This is a genomic window from Corynebacterium sp. 122RC1 (assembly GCF_024580955.1).
Classification (GTDB): domain Bacteria; phylum Actinomycetota; class Actinomycetes; order Mycobacteriales; family Mycobacteriaceae; genus Corynebacterium; species Corynebacterium kozikiae.
The window spans coordinates 40,043-59,915 of the sequence record NZ_JANIKD010000015.1 but is presented as its reverse complement, the minus strand read 5'-3'; the positions used below and the strand labels follow the sequence as shown (position 1 = coordinate 59,915).

Here is a 19,873-nt window from a genome sequence, read left to right as displayed (position 1 = left end):
GGGTTGGGGTTGGGTTTGGGTTTGAGCCGGACTGGCTACCTGGGCCTGGAATCGGAATTGGAATCGGGATGATCGGCAGGCCTGGGGTTGGTGGGGTTGGATCCTCTGTGAGCGGGATCTCAACTTCATCGGTCTTTGGTGCCGGAGGCGGTACGTCGTCAGTCGAATCTTCTGGGGTTGGATCAAATGGTACTACCGATGCCTTAGCAACGTTTAGAACCTGGCCAGCGTCGAAGTCTGCCTGGGTCAGAACGTAAGTTGCGGTTGCTTCCTTGCTTTCACCAACGGCGAGGCTGCGGTCTGCTGGGTAGCTGATCTCGGAGAGACCTGGCAATGGGTCGGTGATCTCGAAGGAGGAGAGATCCATGTTGCCGGTGTTCGTCACCTTGAAGGTGTAAGTAACGGTGTCGCCTACCTCCGCGCCAGCAGCCGTGAAGTCCGTGCTCTTATCGAATTCGAAATCTGGTGCCGGTTCAGGGCATACAACAAGGTTCGCATCATCCGTTGCGGCATCGTTTGGGTTCACAACGGAGTCGTAGGCAGTGATCTTGTTAACGACGTCTGCGTTAGGGTCACACAGGCCAGTTCCAAGAGCCTTCAGATCCGCAAGGTTCTTGAGCTTTGCCTTGAAAACGTAGGTGTCTTTCGCTCCAGCATCCAAGCCACCGGTTGGAAGTTTGGTTGTGTTTGTTGGATCCTTTGGCGAAACGCGTCCAATGTTCGTGCCGTTATCGTAGTCAGGTGTGCCGGACACTGGGGCGTTACCACCGGTGATCTGGTAGTCTGCACCAACGCGGAATACGCGGAAGGTGCCATCAACAACCTCAACCTTGGTGCCTGCGGTTGCCAAAGCATATTTGCCACCCTCAGTGCCAACATAGGTGTTGGTTGCTTGGTCACCCTGCGTGGACTCAACGCGAACGAGTTCCACGGTGTCAGGATCGAGTTCATCAGGCATGTCGTCGAGAGCAACGTAGCCCCATGAGTTCATGGTGCCGGTGTTTGCTACAGAAACATTAAAGTAAACCTCACTACCTGGGGCAGCGGGCTCCGTCACAGAGGTCACGCCGTCCGATTCAGTGAAGTCCTTGAGAACGGTGTAGTCCGTACGTGGAAGATATGCGCCGTAGCGGAACTGGCGCGGATCAGAGCCTTCGGTGTTCCAGTCGAGGAGGTCCTTCAGAGGAAGGGTGATCTCAGCTCCAGCATTACCGACGGTACGGGTTACGCCTGCATTCCATTCGTCAACAACGGTTGGGTCGTTCACGAGGATCTTCGGGGTGTATTCCAAGGTAATGGACTTGACGAAGCCAGGAACACCGAACTGAGGGAACGCACTTGCATTTTCATTGCTACCCGGAGCTGCGCCAGTACCGGTGTAGCGGTTGAAGCCGGTCGCATCAGGCGCATACTTTTTGAGGTCGAGGGTATTGATGTAGTTGCCCTGAGCGTCTACACCGTCCGTAAACCATTCAGAGTAACCCCCAGTACGGTAGGTGGGGTAGAAGGGAAGGTCGCCACCATTGTATTCAGATGAAGAGCGGTCTTTGGTGCCATCGTTGATGGAAACAACCTTCATCTCTTCGAACTGAACCAGCTCGATGTTGTTCTGAGCGTCACGCAGACCAGAGGTTGTGTAGATGTTAGCGAACTTCGGGAACCACACTGGCTCGGAGAAGGTATAGGTGACAAGACGCTTCGCATCACACGTCACAACCTGACCAGCGGCGTATCCACCAGCGGAAAGGCAGTTGTCCTTGTATGAGTCGTAGTAGCCCTCCGCCATGTTTACCTGAAGAGCGGTAGGCGATGCCGAGGTACTTGCAGTTTGCCATTCAGACTCAATGGTCAGCTCTACATTTTGGTAGTTGTATGCAAATTTTGCACCGGTACCAGTTGCAACTGGGACGCCTTCTGCGTTGGTCACAGTTTGACGGTTCGTGAAACCTGAGCCTTCTGCCACCATTGAGCCGTCGGTCTGTTGGCGAGGGATGCCGATCGAGGTCCAATTGACCATTGGGGAGCTATACACGCTTCCCGACTGACCAGGCTCAATTGTCTCGGCGTTAGCCGCTTGAGGCGCCACGCCGAGAGCAAGAGCCCCGGCAGCAGTCGCAGCGAGCGCCCGCTTTAGGAACCTCTTGGAGGTTTGAATCATGATGATCCCTTTCAAGCATATGCATATGAGGGTCGGTGCTCCCCCGGAAAGCCAGACCTATGTTGTGGCTCGGTCCGTTCCTTCACAAATCGGTGCCTATTGAAAATCCGAGAGCGAAATTCCTAATCAGACCAACCGAATGTGCGGGAAAGCGCCTCGTAACCGCAGGTTGCAGCTAAGAGAAAATTTCTTGGTTCTTACTCAACACCGTTCGAAACCGCGGTTCCGAAAAGAATTTGGTGCCTAGCTGATCCTAACGCAAATTAGCATTCCCGTCAGGTTCTCACAATCTTGGGGGCAGCGAACTTGGGGTGCTTTCACCCAATACCTTTTGACCAACTACCTGCACCCCTCCGCCTGCCCCTGCCCGCATCCTCCCAAGCAAACGGGATTTACCAGCACAAACGCAACAACACCCCGCTCATCACTGAACTGGGGTGTTGCACTTTGCGGAGGCACAGGGATTTGAACCCTGGGTTGGTTTCCCAACGCTGGTTTTCAAGACCAGTACATTCGGCCGCTCTGTCATACCTCCAGGTCAGCAGCTTCACAGCGCAAAGTGGCGGGCAGTCAAATAGGACGCAAACCACCGGCGTTTGGCCGCAGCGTTCAAAGTGTACCCCAAGCGGTGGGTTTTCTTCTAACGTGGGTGGGTATGAAAGCAATTGTGATTGTTGAAGATGGAAACCTTGAGCTACAGGAGGTGCCCACACCGACGCTGCGTGAGGGCGAGGCGCTGATTCGGGTCCACGCGGCTGGCGTGAACCGCGCTGATTTGCTGCAGGCCGCGGGGCATTACCCGCCGCTACCAGGTGAGTCAGAGATTTTGGGCCTGGAGTGCGCCGGCGTTGTGGAAGATCCGGGCACCACGGATTTCCAAAAGGGTGACCGGGTAGCGGCGCTACTCGCCGGCGGCGGTTACGCAGAGTTCGTGGCCGTTCCCACAGGTCAGCTCATGCCAATCCCGGAGGGTTACTCCTTTCATGAGGCCGCGGCCGTCATAGAGGTGGCCACCACGGTGTGGTCCAACATCGGAATGCTCACCGGCCTCGAGCCAGGCCACACGTTGCTTATTCATGGCGGCGCCGGCGGGATCGGCACCTTTGCCATCCAATTAGCCAAGCACATCGGGGCCACGGTGGCGGTCACAGCGGGCAGCCAAGAGAAGCTGGATCGCTGCGCGCAGTTGGGTGCGGACATCCTCATCAACTACCGCGAACAGGACTTTTCTGAGGTCCTCAAAGATCGCTGCGACCGCATCCTGGACATCATGGGTGCGAAATACCTGGACCAAAACGTACGCGCGCTTGCCGACGGCGGGCACCAGGTCACCATCGGCATGCAAGGCGGTGTCAAGGGAGAACTCAACATCGGGCGACTGCTGGCCAAGCGCGGCACCATCTCCGCCACCGCGCTGCGCAGCCGCAGCAAAGAAGACAAGGCGCGGATTGTGCAGAGCACCATTGAAAACGTGTGGCCGCTGCTGGAATCCGGGGCGATCACCCACCAAATCCACGCAACCTACCCGCTCGCCGAGGCCGCCAAGGCCCACCAGGTGCTGAAAGCCGGCGAGGTCACCGGGAAGCTCGTGCTCGAAGTCGCCCCAGGCTAAGCGAGGCTGCCTAAGCTAGGCTGCCCAGAACACGGGCAAGCTGGTCAACGTCGGAAGGCGTGTTGTAAACCCCAAGCCCTACCGTGATGCCTTCAGCGCTGCGGCTCGGCAGCAGGGCGTGGCCAACGAGTCGCTGGTAGACCGTTTCCACAGGCACGCCGGGCAGGCGGAAGCTGACTACAGGGATGCGGTCTGCTTCACGGGCTGCCTCGGAACCAAACCCCAAGAACTCCACCTTTGGGCGCAGCGTCTCCATGAGGTAGGTGCTCAGGCCGCCGAGGTAGCTGGCAGCCGCGTCCACGCTTTGGGAAATGCGAGTCCGGCGGGTGCCCCGAGCAGCGCCACTGATGTCCGCGAGCCCAGCCAAGTGATCCACCGCCGCAGCCGCACCAGCGGCAAGCGCCGGGGAAACCTGCTGCCCAAAGGCCTCTGCGTTGATGCGGGTGAGCATGGCGCGGTCACGGAAAGCCAACGCCGCAAGCTCGCCGCCACCAAGGCCGCGGGCGGAGAGCAACACGACGTCCGCCCCCAAGGCCTCAAAAGTCACCGGGCGCACCCCTAGCATGGCGCTGACCTTTACCAACACCCACGCCCTGGAGCGTGATCGAGTGGCTTCCGCGATGCTCGCCACCTCATGAATGATGCCTGTTTCCGCATCAGCAGCCGGAACCACCGTGAGGCGGGTGGCTGCGTCGATAAGCTGGGCATACTCCCCCGCCCCAAGCACCCCACTGGCGCTACGTGGGGCATCGAGCACGGCATTACCGCGGCGCAGTTGCTGGCGCATTGCCACCTGAAGCTGCGCCAACAACTCCGCTTCGCTGGGCCCCAACATCACGGCGTCGGCGGTAGTTCCAGTAAGATCCGCGATTGCCAAACGCGCCGCCGCCAGGTGCTCCTGCGCGAACAGAGTGCCGGGGGCCACGCCGCGCGCATGCGTACCGACGTTCGGCTCCAGCGGCTGGGCCACCGCTTGATCGCGAAACGCCCGAGCCACCGCAGAAGAAACCGGTTCCGGGATCTGCGGCACCTCATGAGCATTGAGATAGGTCCACTGACCTGCAAGGGAAGTGTATTGGCCGCGGATGCGCGCAACGTCAAGGCTCAACTGCACCACTCCTATTCACATCCTGCTGCACAAATTGCGCGGGGAATCCTTCCGAACCCAACCCAGTATGCCCGCCCGTGCCGCAATCCGCACCAGCCCAGCTAAGGGGCAGGTTTTCCGATTTGCACCTGCGCGGGCGGACAGCAGGCCAGGGCGTGCGGCCGGGGAGGAGGCCCGCTGTGCAAGAATGGCTGTTGTGCAAGAACAACGCGAACCAACCCCGCACAGCGGCATCGGCGCCGAGAAGTCCAGCAATGGTGGTGCCGTGACGGCTACCGTTAGCCGCATCACCGCCGTGGACCTCCACGATCCCGAGCCTTCCCGTTCCAAGACGTTTGCCACCGCGTGGGCAGACCTTGCGCGCGGCTTTGGCCAGCATGAACTGTGGCTGCAACTGGGCTGGCAGGACATCAAGCAGCGCTACCGACGCTCCGTGCTTGGCCCCCTTTGGATCACCATCGCTACCGGTGTGATGGCTGTGGCCCTGGGCTTGCTGTACTCCGTGCTGTTCAAGATCCCCGTTGCGCAGTTTCTGCCGCACGTCACCGTGGGCCTGATCATGTGGAACTTCATCTCCGGGTGCATCAAGGAAGGCTCGGAGGTGTTCATTGCCAATGAGGGTTTAATCAAGCAGCTCCCCTCCGCGCTTTCCGTGCATGTGTACCGCCTCGTGTGGAAGCAGGCACTGTTCCTGCTGCACAACATGGTGATTTGGGCCATCCTGATGCTGGTGTTCCCCCGCCCGCTTGGCTGGGACGTTCTTCTGATGTTCCCGGCGTTGGCGCTGCTGGTGATCAACGGCGTGTGGGTGAGCATGTTCTTTGGCATCGTGGCTACCCGTTACCGCGACGTAGCCCCCCTCCTGGAGGCCGGCACCCAGTTGCTGTTCTACGTCACCCCAATTGTGTGGACTACCCAAACGCTCTACGAGCAGGGCGGTGCGGTATCTGAGCGCGCCAAACTGGCCCAACTCAACCCGCTGTACCACTATATGGAGGTGGTGCGCGCACCGATGATTGGCGTGGACTTGCCGGTGTACCACTGGTGGGTGGTGATTGCCTGCACCGTGGTGGGCATCCTGTTAGCGTTGCTGGCCATGCGCCAGTGGCGCTTCCGCGTGAGCTACTGGGTGTAACTGCAGGTTTTTAAGGAGCAAAACATGGTTTCCATTGATACTTACAACGCCTGCGTGGACTTCCCTATTTTTGACGCCAAATCGCGTTCCATGAAGAAGGCCTTCCTGGGTGCCGCCGGCGGGGCAATTGGGCGCAACAAAGATAACACCGTGGTGGTGGAGGCGCTGCGTGACATCAACCTCCACCTGCGCGAAGGCGACCGCGTAGGCCTAGTAGGCCACAACGGCGCCGGCAAGTCCACGCTGCTGCGATTGCTTTCTGGGATTTACGAACCCACCAGAGGCTCCGCGCACGTCCGCGGACGTGTGGCCCCCGTATTCGACCTCGGCGTGGGCATGGACCCAGAGATTTCCGGCTATGAAAACATCATCATCCGCGGCCTGTTCCTTGGGCAGACCCGCAAGCAGATGAAGCAGAAGATGGATGAGATCGCGGAGTTTTCCGAGCTCGGGGAATACCTCTCCATGCCGCTGCGCACCTACTCCACCGGTATGCGCATCCGCCTGGCCCTGGGTGTGGTCACTTCCATCGAGCCGGAAATCCTGCTGTTGGATGAGGGTATCGGCGCTGTGGATGCCGCCTTTATGGCGAAGGCCCGCAAACGCCTGCAGGAGCTTGTGCAACGCTCCGGCATCCTGGTGTTTGCCTCCCACTCCAATGACTTCCTGGCACAGCTTTGCGATTCCGCCCTCTGGGTAGACCATGGCACCATTCGTCAGGCGGGAGCGGTGGATGACATCGTGGAAGCATACGAGGGCAAGGGTGCCGCCGACCACGTCCGGCGCCTCATGGCACGCATCGAGGCCGGCGAGCAGTAGCACCCAAACGGGCGGCTAGGATATTGCTCATGAGTCTTCGCCCCACGGATCAAGTTGCCGCAGTGATCGTTACACACAAACGCGCGGAGCTACTTCGCGCTTCACTGGAGGTGGTGGCCACACAAACCACGCCCGTGAAGTGGATCATCGTGGTTGATAACGGCGCTGAGCAGCAAGTTGGTGACGTCGTGAAAGAAATCGCCGGCGAGCGCGGCGTGTACCTACCCTCCAAACACAACCTGGGCGGCGCGGGGGGCTTTGCGTTGGGCTTTCTCACGGCGCTCTCGCTCGGCGCGGATGCAGTGTGGTGTGCCGACGACGACGGCCGCCCCGAAGGGCCGGAGGTGCTTGCTACGTTGCAGGCCACAGCCGCTAAGCACGCTCTTGATGAGGTATCCCCCGTGGTCTGTAACCTGGAAGACCCCGACCGCCTCGCATTCCCACTGCGCCGCGGAGTCCAATGGCGCCGCCTGCGCTCTGAGCTGCAAGCAACCCCTGAAGACGATTTCCTCCCCGGCATCGCCTCCCTCTTCAACGGCGCGCTGCTTTCCACCCATGCACTTGAGCGCATTGGCGTGCCAGACTTGCGTTTGTTTATCCGCGGCGACGAAGTGGAGTACCACCGCCGCTTAGTGCGCTCCGGGCTGAAGTTTGGCACCTGCCTCACCACTGCCTACCTGCACCCGGACGGCTCCGAGGAATTCAAGCCAATCCTGGGCGGGCGGATGCACACCCAATACCCGGATAACGAGTCCAAGCGCTTTTTCACCTATCGCAACCGCGGCTACCTCATGAACCAGCCCGGCATGCGCCGTCTCCTACCGCAGGAATACGCCCGCTTTGGGTGGTTTTTCCTGGTACAGCAGCGCGACCCGAAGGGTTTCATCGAGTGGTTCAAGCTGCACCGCATGGGCCGCCGCGAGCACTTCGAGCGCCCCTAGCCGTGAGCTCTTAGTGCTTAGCACCGAGCCTCTCGCCCTTAGCGCTTAGCCGCGGAAGATGAACAGCCGCTGCACAAAGAAGTTGATCACGGTGGCGGTTCCCTGGGCGATCACAAACGCCACCACCACGGCTGCTTGTTGCGCCATGTTGTAGTGAGTGAACAGATCAAAGAGCAGGTTGTAACCACCTACGTTCACAAAGTAGGTGATGCTGTAGAGCACCGCCACTTGAAGAAGGCGCTTGTTGGAGTGCTCAGCCTGGAAGGTCCACCTGCGGTTGATGAGGTAGGCAGTGAGCGTGCCAAAGATGAAGCCGACTGTACGCGAACCAGCCGCCGAGAACCCGAACACCACCTGCATGAGGTAGGTCAAACCCAGGTCCACCACCGCGGAGATGCCGCCGGACACAATAAACTTGGCACCCTGAGTGCCTATGCTCTTTCCGCTACTACTCGCCACAACCAGGTACTCTACTGGCCCCGGAGCAGATCGCGGTACAACGCAATGCGCTCTACAGGGGAAAGCAGCCGCTGCCCCACTCCCCCAAGCTCCTCCAGGTGCGCCACTGACTCCGGGCAAGCGGCCAAAAGCTCAGCAAAAGTCCAACCTTTTTGCCCCGTGGCCTGCTCCATTGTGCTCACCGCAACGTGCTCACTGAACTCATTCATGCACACCAGCCCGAGGAGCAACGCCCACCAGGCAAGCCGCGCGGTGTGATCTTTCTCAACCGGCAGCCCAAACCCCTCATGGGCATCCTGCGTCCGCAAATCTAGTGCGTGCAGCAGCGGAATGAAGTCCCACATTTCGGTGCCTTCCACCAGCGCGCGCACCTCGGGGTGGGCAGCTGCGAGCACCTGATCCACCACAGCCCCCGAAAGCGCCACGTTGATTTTCCCAGTGGAAAACGCTGATCCATCCAGCCCGTTGCCGTCTCCACCAATGCACACGGCCTCGGGAGTGGCGGCGTCGCGTGGATACGTTTCCACGCACTTGACCTCTATGCGCCACAGCCCCCAGCGAAACTCCACGGCCTCATCCCCGCCGTGCAGGAACGTGTGCACGCAGGCGTCCTTGGGCAGCCGCTGCTCCCCCAGCAGAAACGTGGTGGGGTGCGCGCCTTGGAGCCCAAAGCAGGTTTCCAGCACATGCTCCAGCTCACTGAGGCTTTGCCCATCCGCCACCCCGATGAGGCGATCCACCTCTGTTTGCTGCAGGTGCGCGTGAAGTAGAGCGGTTCGCTGCTCTCGGACCGGCAACTGGTGCCTTGCTGGCCGCAGTTGGCTCACGCTTGCGAAGGAATGCACAACCTCAAGGGTAGCCATTTCTCCCGCACCACGTTGCGCCCCTACTTGGACAGCGCGTACACACCGCCCGCAGCAACAATGCCCAGCAGCGTGTTGGGCAGCTTGATACCAGCCTTACGCATGACTGCGGTGGCTTTGCGTGTGACGGCGGCGTCGATACGCAATCCCAGCGCCGTCAGCCCCGCTGCACCAGCGATCAAACCCCAGGTCAGCGCCGCGTTGCCCTCGAAATTAGGGCGGAGCTCGGCGGAGAGTATGTCATTGTCCGGGTTGTCATCTTGGGCGTTTGCATAGGCGACGACGCCGGCAGCGCCCGCAATTATCGCCGCGTTCACGGCCGCGCGGAGGGCACGGTTTGGGATGAAGTCTGGCAGCGCATAGTAGGCGCCAACAGCGACGGCCTGGGCGATACGGCCGGCCTCGGTGTCATTGATTGGGTAGACGTCTGCTTGACTCATACCTGCCAAGCGTAGCGGAGGTGCACAAGTCTATGCTTTGGGCCTTATGCTGGGGGCATGTTTGGAATGTTCAAGAAGCGCGGCGCAGAACCAGCCCCGCACATGGCGGCGGAAATCACCAACACCCCGCTCAGCAATGAAATGACGCTCATGATCGCCCAGGAGTTGCCGCTGCTGGATAGTGCCGACCGCGTGCGCGTGTACGAAATTCTTGAGAACTACACCGGGCCGCAGATCACTACCCAAGAGGAGCTGCCGCAGGAAATCCGGGACATGTTGGACCTTTAGAAGTTGGCCGCGTGAGTGTGGCAACGCAAAAGCCGGAGCCCACCGTGCATATTGGTGGGCTCCGGCGTTGTGCAATTACACGGTGATTTTGCGGTGACTACATCGAAGAGTAGAGAATTGCGGAACCGGTCCACAAAATGGAATCAAAGATGAAGATAACGGCCTGATAGAGCAGGTCAACCAGTGCAAACATAGAACACCCCTTTTGGGAATCGGGAATACAACATCTTGCGCGCCTTGTGGAACGCTCACCTCCATACAAACAAGGATGTTGCTGCCCCTCAAGGTTTTTGAGGAAAAACTTTTTGGCGGGGGTGATTGAGTGAATGGCGTGGGTATGGCTGTTTGCGTTGAGGAGGGTTTCTGGGGCCTTTTGGGCGTTGTTCGAAAGGAAAAATTCGAAAGGACGCGAAGCTGTTCGAAAGGACGTGCGATTTTGAGGAAATTTGCGCCCTTTCGAACAACTCCTTTCGAACAATGCGCCCTTTCGAACAATGCAGCGCACCAAACCAACGCCCAGCACACAAATCCAACCCGCCCCGCGCGTCGCCTAGCCTGCGGCCAACAGCCAACAGCCAACCTTAAAGAGCGCGCAAAAAAGCCCCACCGAAGCGGGGCTTTCACAGAAAGTCTCTAAGACTTACTTGCCTGCGTTCCAGATAGCCTTCACGAAGGAAGAACCGGTAGCCTCTGCACCAGCGAACAGAGCCTTAACAGCAGCGAAAACGTCAGAGAAGAGAACGTCGAGGAATGCGAACATTTGAATGTCCCTTTCACGATTAGGTTAAGGGACGCGGTCGCGCCCCGTTTGCATGGATTACTTTCGCAGCAATTCTTTTCCCCCGCAACCCCTAGCGCATGCGCGCCACCTGCCACCATCGCAGTGCAAGCCACCATCTTCACCCGCTTCTTAAGGTTTAGCAGCCATACACAAATCTACAAAAGCCCTCATAGAAGCTAATTTCACAGCTATCAATCTAAGAATTGTTTAAGCAAATTACAATCCCGTAACTGCCACTCCAACCGGTTCGAAAATTACCCTATTGTGGGGGTAAATCTTTGAGCGGTGGAACCTAAGTCGAGCCCCCCATGCCCACCGAATCGCTCAGAAAATCCACACCTATTTTTCACGCCACACGCCCCTCAGCGAGCCCCCAAGTCGGCACCAAAATCACCTGACCATGTTCTTTATGTCTTCACGGCTTTATCGCTACAAATCAGACAAACGTTTCACTTGACACAAAAATTCATGGTGCATATCACCAATCAGGAAAAAGTCAAGCCCGAAACTCCAACCACCCTCCCCCGAAGTCTCAACTGCCACTTAAGACTCACTAAGTAGCTCTTCCCTCAACAGCCTAAACACATAACTGTAATTTACTCAAACCTCACTAAGCCACATACATCACACCTACCCCATCCAGCCCTTTCGACACGCCGGAGCGCCCAGACCCACAGGAAAAATGCAGCCAAACCAACAAGTCCACAGGTGTGACGTGAGAAAAACCACCTAATCGGACAGCCGAAACACATAAAACACGGGTAGCGTGGATACACGATGACGAGCGATAAGGGCACGTCCAGCACCGCAGCTTCGAACGGTGCCTCCGGGGCCCTCCACACAGAAGCAAAGAAGCTCACCGGTTGGGGCCGCACCGCCCCCACTACCGCAGAGGTCCTTTCCACCCCTGACGTTGAGGTGATCATCAACGCCGTCCGCCAGGTGGCGGAACAGAATGATTCCAAGCCCGCGCACCTGCGCCGCGGCGTGATTGCCCGCGGCATGGGCCGCTCCTACGGCGACCCCGCCCAGAACGCCGGCGGCCTGGTAATCGATATGCAGGCTTTGAACCAGATCCACTCCATCGATCAGGCAACCGCAATCGTGGATGTAGACGGCGGCGTGACCTTGGACCAGCTCATGAAGGCAGCTCTGCCTTACGGCCTGTGGGTCCCGGTGCTACCCGGCACCCGCCAGGTGACCATCGGCGGCGCCATTGGCCCTGATATTCACGGCAAGAACCACCACTCCGCTGGTTCCTTTGGTAACCATGTGGTTTCCATGGAACTGCTCGTTGCCGATGGCCGCGTGCTCCACCTCGAGCCAGAGGGCTCCGAGGATGACCCAAGCGGTGACCTGTTCTGGGCAACCGTCGGCGGCATGGGCCTGACCGGCATCATCCTGCGCGCACGCATCAAGATGACCCGCACGGAAACCGCCTACTTCATTGCCGACGGCGACCTCACCGCCAACCTCGACGAGACGGTGGAGTTCCACTCAGACGGCTCCGAGCACAACTTCACCTATTCTTCTGCATGGTTTGACGCCATTTCGCCCGAGCCAAAACTCGGCCGCGCCGCAATTTCGCGCGGTTCCCTTGCCACGTTGGCTCAGTTGGAGGAGCTCGCACCGAAGCTGGCTAAGGACCCACTGAAGTTCAACGCCCCGCAGTTGGTTACCGTGCCAGACATCTTCCCTTCCTTCACCATGAACAAGCTCTCCATGATTGCCATTGGTGAGCTGTGGTGGCTGAAGTCCGGCACCTATAGGAATAAGGTGCAAAATCTCACGCAGTTCTACCAGCCACTGGACCTCATTGGTGAGTGGAACCGCGGCTACGGCTCCAAGGGCTTCCTGCAGTACCAGTTCGTGGTTCCGCGTGAGGCAGTGGAACCGTTCAAGGAGATCGTGCGCGATATCCAGCGCTCCGGCCACTACTCCGCACTCAACGTGTTCAAGTTGTTTGGCAAGGGCAACCGCGCGCCCCTTTCCTACCCGATGGAAGGCTGGAATGTGTGCGTGGACTTCCCAATCAAGCCGGGCTTGGGTGACTTCTTGGATGACCTGGATCGACGCGTGATGGAGTTCGGCGGCCGCCTTTACCTGGCCAAGGAATCTCGTACTTCGGCGGAGAACTTCCACAAGATGTACCCAGGTATGGAGGGTTGGCTCAAGACTCGCAATGAGATTGACCCAACCGGTGTGTTTGCCTCCGATATGTCTCGCCGCCTCGAGCTGCACTAACCCAAGAAAGGACTCCGTACTGATGTTGAATGCAGTTGGACAAGCCCAGAACATCGTGCTGTTGGGCGGCACCTCGGAGATCGGCCTGGCCATCGTCAGCGAGTTCCTCAAGAAGGGCCCCGCAAAGGTCACGCTGGCAGCGCGCGAGGATTCCCCGCGCATCGAGGCAGCCCGGGAAGAAATCACCGCCGCCGGTGCGTCAGAGGTCAAGGTTGTGCCTTTCGACGCCACCAACTTTGCCTCCCACCAAGAGGCTGTCGATGAGGCCTTTGCTGACGGCGACGTAGACGTTGCCATCGTGGCCTTCGGCTCCCTGGGGGATCAGGAGCAGTTGTGGCAGGACCAGCAGGCCGCAGTGGCCAGCGCGGAGACCAACTTCACCGCGCCTGTGTCCGTGGGTGTGCTCCTGGGCCAGAAGTTCAAGGAGCAGGGTCACGGCAGCATCGTGGCGCTTTCCTCCGTGGCAGGCCAGCGAGTGCGTCGCTCCAACTTTGTCTACGGCGCGGCAAAGGCCGGCATGGATGCGTTCTACCTGAACCTCGGCGAGGCTCTACGCGAGCACGGCGTAAACGTGCTGGTGGTACGCCCAGGCCAGGTGCGCACCAAGATGACTGAGGGTATGAGCGAGGCCCCACTGACGGTGAACCGGGAGGACGTGGCCAAAGCCACCGTCCAGGCGGTGCTGGACAAGCGAGGCGCGATCTTTGTCCACCCACTGTTTGAATATGTGAGCCTGGCGTTCAAGTTCATCCCGCAGGCGATCTTCCGCAAGCTGCCGTTCTAAAGCAGCACGCTCTTAGCCCCACACACCAGTGGGGCTAATGTGATTTTTGGGGCCTGTGTGGAAAACTGTTCCCCATGAGCACACCCGTCACCTTGCTGGATCGTAGTTACGCCCCTGACCGCATGGACAGGCGCCTTACCCTTGGGGGCGTCGTTTTTGCTGCCCTTGGCGCTGCTGTGTTCACCTTGGCTGGCTGGTTTGCATTGAAGCAGACTTCCCTTCCTGCGTTCGGGCCTTCCATGGTCACGCGCGGGCTGGCTACTGCTGTGTCCGGGTTGCTGATGGTGGCCGTGATTGTGCTGCTGGTGTGGTGGCTCCAGGATGAGAAACTGCAGCGTGAGCGGCCCCAGTGGCGGCGCTGGCTCACGGTGTTGGTGAGCTATTTTTCACCTGCCGCGCTGGTGGTGGCGCTCATCGGCATTCCGCTTTCCGCAACCAGACTGTACCTCGAGGGCGTGACAGTAGACCAGGGGTTCCGCACGCAATACCTCACCAGACTGGCGGATTCTTGGCAGCTCAGTGACATGAACTATGCCGACCTCCCCGCCTACTACCCTGCCGGCTGGTTCTGGCTCGGAGGCCGCCTGGCCAACCTGCTGGGTATGCCTGGGTGGGAGGCTTTCCAGCCGTGGAGCCTGATTACCCTCGCGGTGGCCGGCTCGGTGCTGGTGCCGGTGTGGCAACGTCTGGTGGGCTCCCTGCCAGTTGCCACCGCGATCGCACTGGTCAGCACCGCCGCTGTGCTGGTGACAAGCGGTGAAGAGCCCTACGCGGCGATCATCGCCCTAGGGATCCCGGCGGCGGCGGTGATGAGCTCCCACGCGCTGCGCGGCGGTAACTTCGCCGCGGCCGGCGTGGCCTTCTACCTTGGTGTTTCCGCCACCTTCTACACCCTCTACACGGCAATCGCTGCGCTGAGCGTTGTGGTGATCGCCTTCGCGGTTGCCCTGCTCACGCGGGACTTTATCCGCCCGATCCTGCGCCTGGCCATCATTGGCCTTTCCTCCATGGCAATCGCAGCCATCGTTTGGGCACCGTACCTGCTCACCAGGCTCTCGGGGGCGCACGCCTCCAACGCCACCGCGCAACACTACCTGCCGCTGGTGGGCACACAAATCCCAATGCCGATGTTCAGCGCTAGCTTTGTAGGCCTTTTGTGCATGGCCGGCCTGCTGTACGTGTTGGTGCGAATCCGTGTGCCGGAGGTCCTCGCTCTAGGCCTGGCCCTGGCGGTGAGCTACCTGTGGGTGATCGGATCTATGCTGGCCACACTGTTTGGCACCACACTGTTGGGTTTCCGCCTCAACGGCGTGATCACCCAACTGCTGCTCACCCTGGGTGTGCTGGCGGTGGCGGAGCTGCGCAAGTACGGCTACCACCGCCTGATCCCGCAGGGGCTGAGCACTAAGGCCTCCAAGGCCGTCACCCTGTGCATGGCGGCAGTGCTGGGCTTTGGCTTGATGCATCTGCTCCAGCAGGTGCCCAACAAGCTCGAGCACAGTATTGACCTGGCATACACGGACACCGACGGCTATGGCGAACGGGCCGACCGTTACCCGCCGGACTCCGCCCAGTACTACGCACAGGTGGCCGCGGAAATTGGCGGAGATCCGGGCAACACCGTGGTAATGACCGATGAGAAGAACTTCCTCTCCTTCAACCCCTACCGCGGTTTCCAGGCCTTTACCTCGCACTACGCCAACCCGCTAGGTGAGTTTGAACTGCGCAACCAGGCGATTGAGCAGTGGGCGCAACGCAGTTGGGAGGATCTGGATACCCCCGCCGCCTTCCTGGCTGCATTGGAGGCAACGCAGGCAGAACACGGCTGGCGGATGCCGGATGCCTTTGTGTTCCGCGCGGATCTGGAAGCGGCCCAACTGGAATCGGCCCAGGAGGACGCCACCGACGGCTGGAACTATGACATCGCAGAAGACATCTACCCCAACAACCCAAACGTGCGCTTCCATGGGGTACGTTTCAACCCCGAGGTGTTCCTTGGCCAAGGCAGCGTGTGGAACGCAACGCAAATCGGGCCGTTTGTGGTGGTGACCCGTGGATAAGCGGGCAAAGGCAGTAAAATCTAGCGGCGTGTCAACCCAACCTGCCCCAAGCATCCCTGCAGCCGCTGTGCCTGACCGCCGTGGGAACGTCGGAAGGCTCAAGCTGTGGGCAACCATCACCGGTCTTTTAGGGTTCGTGCTCTTCCTGGCAACGCCCTTCATGCCAGTGATTCAAACGCAGTCCTGGCTGAACTGGCCACAGGGACAAGACTCAAACTCTGCTGCTTCAGTGGCATCTGTAAACGCGCCTCTGGTGAGCTACTCTCCGCGCAACATTGAGGTTTCGGTGCCCATCTCCGCGGTTGATAACCTGCGCGAGGGCCAAACGATGATCGTGGGTACACTGCCACCCACCGGCCCAAATGCGCTCAATCGCGGGTTGTTTGTGCGTTCCTTCGACGGCGGCATCGACGTCCTCGTGCGCGAAAACCTCCTGCTGGAGTTCAGCGCGGAGGAACTCGCTGCGCTGCCTCGCGATGCGGTGCTCGAAGTGCGCTCCACTGAGCAGGAAACCACGGCGAGCTTGGGCTCGGAGTCAGCACAGGAGCTTGGCGACGCCCGCCCTCAGCTCACCGGCGTGTACTCCGAACTTGAGCAGTCGGTGCCAGGGCTCGCGCTGCGCGCGGAGATTGAATCGCGATTCACCTCCAGCCCTTCGGCGCTGAAATACGCCTCCATGATTCTGGGCACGTTGTCCATGCTGGCCTCGTTGATCCTGCTCGCGCGCATGGACGCGCTGGACCGCAACCCGCACCACAGCTTCCGCCCGCTGGGTTCCTGGCGTCCGCGCCCACTTGATGGCGTGGTGGCGTTCGTGCTGGGCTTCTGGCACATCTTCGGCGCCAATACCAGTGATGATGGATTCATCCTCACCATGGCCAAGGCGGCCCAAGAGTCCACCTACATGGCCAACTACTACCGCTGGTTTGGGGTGCCGGAATCCCCCTTCGGCGCGCCGTACTACAACCTTTTGGGCTGGATGACGGAAGTTTCCTCCGCCTCTACCTGGATGCGCCTGCCGGCCCTGCTTTCCGGTTTGCTGATCTGGTTCGTGCTTTCCCGCGAGGTGTTGCCGCGCCTGGGCGAGAAGATCGACGGCCGCCAGGTGGCTCACTGGAGCGCGGCGTTTTTGTTCCTTGCGTTCTGGATGGCGTACAACAACGGACTGCGCCCAGAGCCGATTATCGCGGCCGGTGCGCTGCTGGCGTGGGTGTCTTTCGAGCGCGCCATTGCCACCTCACGCCTGCTTCCCGCTGCGGTGGGAACGATCATCGCGGCGTTCACCCTGGCCTGCGGCCCAACGGGCCTGATGGCCGTGGCCGCGCTGCTCGCCAGCCTTTCCGGCATCATCCGAATCATTTACCACCGCCTGCCGCTGCTCAACACCCACAAGGCCTCCTCCGAAGAACGCTCGCCCGGCCTCGGCGCAACCCTTTACAGCGTGACGGCCATGGTGGCGCCGTTCTTGGCAGCGGGCACTTCGGTGTTCGTGGCGGTGTTTGGTGATCAGACTCTACGCACCGTGTTGGAATCCATCGCGGTGCGTGACGCCAAGGGCCCATCACTGAGCTGGTACAACGAACCGGTGCGCTATGAGGTGCTCATGCAGCAGACGGTGGATGGCTCGTTTTCTCGCCGATTCGCCGTGATCTTTGCCTTTGCGTGCATTGCGCTGGTGGTGGCGTCGATGCTGCGCAACGGCAAGGTGCCGGGCTCCAACAAGGGCCCCGCGCTGCGCTTGCTGCTGATGATGCTGGGCACACTGTTCTTCATGATGTTCACCCCAACCAAGTGGACGCACCACTTCGGTGTGTGGGCAGGCATCGCCGGAGCTCTTGCGGCGCTGGCCGCGGTGGCGCTTTCTCACATCGCGCTGCGCTCACCACGGGCCCGCACGCTGCTCATCGGCGGATCGCTTTTCCTGTTTGCCTTTGCCCTTTCCGGCACAAACGGCTGGTGGTACGTCTCCAGCTACGGCATCCCGTGGTTTGATAAGACAATCCAGATCAACGCCATCGAGGCCTCCAGCGTCATGCTGCTGATTTCCCTGGTGGTGCTGGCGTTGGGCGCACTGCAGTCTTTCAAACAGGACGTGCAGATGGCCCAAGCGGAGGAACGCGGCGAAAACCCCGAAACCGTAGTAGAACAGGCAGCAAAACGGAGCAGGAAGTCCTGGCTCACCGGTTTGGCCTCCGCGCCGATCACGGTGCTGTGCATACTTTCCGTGGCCTTCTACATGGCATCCTTTGCTAAAGCCTTTGCTGACCAGGCCCCGGCCTACTCAGTGGGTATGGGCAACCTGCGCACCTTCACGGGCAACACCTGTGGCTTGGCCAATGACATCCTGGTGGAAGTAGACACCAACGAGTCCCTGCTCACGCCGGTGAACTCAACACTCGGCGACTCCCTAGAGGCAGACACCGTCCGCGGCTTTGAAGCCAATCGGGTACCAAACGTGATTACCCAGGACTTTGTGGCCTCCACGCTGGACAGTGCCATGACAGATGCAGTCAATGATGAGGAAGCATCCGAGGAAACTACCGACGCCGACCAGACCGCAAGCTCGGACACTTCCGGCGGGGTGCGGAGTTCCGAGGGCATCAATGGTTCCAACGTGACTCTGCCCTTTGGCCTGGACTACCGCGAAGTACCGGTACTTGGCTCTTGGACCGCGGGCGAGCAGTTCACCTCCGAGGTGACTACCGACTGGTACCGCCTGCCGGAACGCCGCGCTGACCAGCCACTGATCACCCTTTCCGCCGCCGGCCGTATTGAGCACGTGGACATCAATGGCGTGACCAGCCCTGGCCAAAAGCTCGTTCTGGAGTACGGCAATCTTGGCGCCTCCGGTGAAGTGGAAGTGCTTGGTGAGGCGATGATGAGCGACGCCGGCCCACAGCCCACCTGGCGGAACCTGCGCCTGCCAATCGCCGATCTGCCAAAGGAAGCCAACGTGGTGCGCATCCAAGCGGCGGATACTTCCCTTGACCCAGACCAGTGGTTGGCCTTCACTCCACCACGCGTACCCACGATGCAGACCATCAACGAGTTCGTTGGCTCCGAGGCTCCTGTGCTGCTGGACTGGGCGGTACCCCTCCAGTTCCCGTGCCAGCGGCCCTTCAGCCACTACGCCGGCGTAGCCGAAAACCCAGAGTTCCGCATCTCCCCGGACACCGGTGGGAAAGCCACCGGCACGCCATTCCAAGATTGGGCTGGCGGCGGCGTGATGGGTCCCGCGCAGGCGATCAATGATTTCTTTGAGCTGCCAAGTTACGCCAACCACGACTGGAAGCGAGACTGGGGCTCCATCGAGGTGCTCGTCCCGCGCGCCAATTCGGTGGGCGAACGCCCCGAGGCCGCCGAACTCGAGTTGGAGGAAATCACCCGCTCCGGCCTGTGGAACCCAGGCCACATGAACATCACCACCAAATAACCAAGCATCCCTGCTCACGAGGAAACCCGATCCGCCCCTGCTGTGGCCGCGTTGTGCGGCGCGTGGGGGCGTCGGTAATTCTGGGCGCGAAACTGAGAAGTGGTGCCAAATTGGCAGCAGACGCCCGTGGGAAATTCAGGGATTTGCCAGCTTTGTGCACCAAAGTAGCAGGAGTACTTTGCCGGAACGCACTCGGCGGAATTTCAGGATTGGAGGCTGCGGTGCCCACTGCGATAGGCGCTGATACGAGGGGGCGGAAGGCTCGCTCGCTTGTGGTGGTCTGCGCGGCATCCCTCGGCTGCGCATCCTGTGCAGGCAGCTTAACGGCGGAAAGCAGCCCAGTTGCGGCGTACATCAACCAGGAATCCACGGCGGTGGAGCTCTCGCCGCAGGAAAGCGTGAATATCACCGAACCCGGCACCTATGTGGCCTACGGGCGGGCGATTGTGGTGGACACCACCGAGCCCATCACGCTGATCGTGAACAACGCTCAGATCGACTCCATCACCGGCAGCGGCGACATCACTCTCGCCCTCACCGGCCGCTCCATGGTGCAGACGCTGAACACCGCGGGCACGGTGACCATCGGTGGCCCGGGCAGCCTCCTGATCACGCAGACGCTGGACGCCAAGCAGGCGGTGGTCAATTCCGGCGAGCTCCTTACGGATGCCACCACCGAGGTACTCTGCGAGGTCCTTACCACCCAAGGTCACTACAGCGCCGCCTAGCCCTGCGTGTAGCATGGCGC

14 protein-coding genes, 1 tRNA gene and 1 pseudogene are annotated in these 19,873 nt (G+C 60.2%); 10 read left to right on the top strand and 6 right to left on the bottom strand.

What is annotated here, in order from left to right; translation table 11 throughout:
• Together NQ050_RS08310 and NQ050_RS08305 are read right to left on the bottom strand one after the other, a co-directional pair.
• Positions 1 to 2,158, bottom strand: a pseudogene (locus NQ050_RS08310) (DUF11 domain-containing protein); the annotation flags it as partial.
• 450 nt (positions 2,159 to 2,608) lie between these two features.
• A tRNA-Ser gene (locus NQ050_RS08305) sits at positions 2,609 to 2,693 on the bottom strand.
• A 120-nt stretch (positions 2,694 to 2,813) separates the two neighbouring features.
• Here NQ050_RS08305 and NQ050_RS08300 point away from each other — a divergent pair.
• Positions 2,814 to 3,770 carry an NAD(P)H-quinone oxidoreductase gene (locus tag NQ050_RS08300; protein ID WP_257038831.1) on the top strand — a complete coding sequence of 319 codons (957 nt, stop codon included), beginning with the start codon at positions 2,814 to 2,816 and terminating at the stop codon, positions 3,768 to 3,770.
• 10 nt (positions 3,771 to 3,780) lie between these two features.
• Here NQ050_RS08300 and NQ050_RS08295 read toward each other — a convergent pair whose 3' ends face one another.
• Positions 3,781 to 4,884, bottom strand: coding sequence for an aminotransferase class V-fold PLP-dependent enzyme (locus NQ050_RS08295; RefSeq protein WP_257038830.1), 1,104 nt, complete (start codon positions 4,882 to 4,884; stop codon positions 3,781 to 3,783).
• 181 nt (positions 4,885 to 5,065) lie between these two features.
• Between NQ050_RS08295 and NQ050_RS08290 the strand changes: the two genes are divergently transcribed.
• The 3 genes from NQ050_RS08290 to NQ050_RS08280 are packed head-to-tail and all read left to right on the top strand — an operon-like array spanning position 5,066 to position 7,773.
• Positions 5,066 to 6,013, top strand: a complete 948-nt coding sequence (locus tag NQ050_RS08290; protein ID WP_373456433.1) for an ABC transporter permease — start codon at positions 5,066 to 5,068, stop codon at positions 6,011 to 6,013.
• Positions 6,014 to 6,037: 24 nt separating this feature from the next.
• On the top strand, positions 6,038 to 6,832 hold the full coding sequence (locus NQ050_RS08285; protein WP_257038829.1) for an ABC transporter ATP-binding protein: 795 nt from the start codon (positions 6,038 to 6,040) through the stop codon (positions 6,830 to 6,832).
• 29 nt (positions 6,833 to 6,861) lie between these two features.
• Positions 6,862 to 7,773, top strand: a complete 912-nt coding sequence (locus NQ050_RS08280) for a glycosyltransferase (RefSeq protein ID WP_257038828.1) — start codon at positions 6,862 to 6,864, stop codon at positions 7,771 to 7,773.
• A gap of 45 nt (positions 7,774 to 7,818) precedes the next feature.
• Here NQ050_RS08280 and NQ050_RS08275 read toward each other — a convergent pair whose 3' ends face one another.
• The 3 genes from NQ050_RS08275 to NQ050_RS08265 are packed head-to-tail and all read right to left on the bottom strand — an operon-like array spanning position 7,819 to position 9,535.
• Positions 7,819 to 8,238: a GtrA family protein gene (locus tag NQ050_RS08275; RefSeq protein ID WP_257053363.1), complete on the bottom strand. Its 420-nt coding sequence runs from the start codon at positions 8,236 to 8,238 to the stop codon at positions 7,819 to 7,821.
• Positions 8,239 to 8,243: 5 nt separating this feature from the next.
• Entirely contained in the window at positions 8,244 to 9,095 is an 852-nt protein-coding gene (locus NQ050_RS08270; RefSeq protein ID WP_257038826.1) for a hypothetical protein, read from the bottom strand.
• Between the two features lie 23 nt (positions 9,096 to 9,118).
• The gene (locus tag NQ050_RS08265) at positions 9,119 to 9,535 is read right to left on the bottom strand and encodes a hypothetical protein (protein WP_257038825.1); all 417 of its coding nucleotides are present in this window, start codon (positions 9,533 to 9,535) and stop codon (positions 9,119 to 9,121) included.
• Between the two features lie 57 nt (positions 9,536 to 9,592).
• Here NQ050_RS08265 and NQ050_RS08260 point away from each other — a divergent pair, with 57 nt between their 5' ends.
• The 6 genes from NQ050_RS08260 to NQ050_RS08235 all read left to right on the top strand — a co-directional run bounded on the left by NQ050_RS08260 (position 9,593) and on the right by NQ050_RS08235 (position 19,853).
• Positions 9,593 to 9,823 carry a hypothetical protein gene (locus NQ050_RS08260; RefSeq protein WP_257038824.1) on the top strand — a complete coding sequence of 77 codons (231 nt, stop codon included), beginning with the start codon at positions 9,593 to 9,595 and terminating at the stop codon, positions 9,821 to 9,823.
• Positions 9,824 to 11,381: 1,558 nt separating this feature from the next.
• Positions 11,382 to 12,848, top strand: a complete 1,467-nt coding sequence (locus NQ050_RS08255; protein ID WP_257038823.1) for an FAD-binding oxidoreductase — start codon at positions 11,382 to 11,384, stop codon at positions 12,846 to 12,848.
• Positions 12,849 to 12,870: 22 nt separating this feature from the next.
• Positions 12,871 to 13,632 (top strand): decaprenylphospho-beta-D-erythro-pentofuranosid-2-ulose 2-reductase, encoded by a 762-nt coding sequence (locus tag NQ050_RS08250; RefSeq protein WP_257038822.1) that lies wholly within the window; start codon positions 12,871 to 12,873, stop codon positions 13,630 to 13,632.
• Positions 13,633 to 13,706: 74 nt separating this feature from the next.
• On the top strand, positions 13,707 to 15,692 hold the full coding sequence (locus NQ050_RS08245; RefSeq protein WP_257038821.1) for a galactan 5-O-arabinofuranosyltransferase: 1,986 nt from the start codon (positions 13,707 to 13,709) through the stop codon (positions 15,690 to 15,692).
• A gap of 28 nt (positions 15,693 to 15,720) precedes the next feature.
• Positions 15,721 to 19,125, top strand: a complete 3,405-nt coding sequence (locus tag NQ050_RS08240; RefSeq protein ID WP_373456432.1) for an arabinosyltransferase domain-containing protein — start codon at positions 15,721 to 15,723, stop codon at positions 19,123 to 19,125.
• A gap of 221 nt (positions 19,126 to 19,346) precedes the next feature.
• Complete coding sequence (locus tag NQ050_RS08235) at positions 19,347 to 19,853, top strand: hypothetical protein (RefSeq protein WP_257038820.1); 507 nt, start codon at positions 19,347 to 19,349, stop codon at positions 19,851 to 19,853.
• The last annotated feature ends 20 nt before the right edge of the window (positions 19,854 to 19,873 follow it).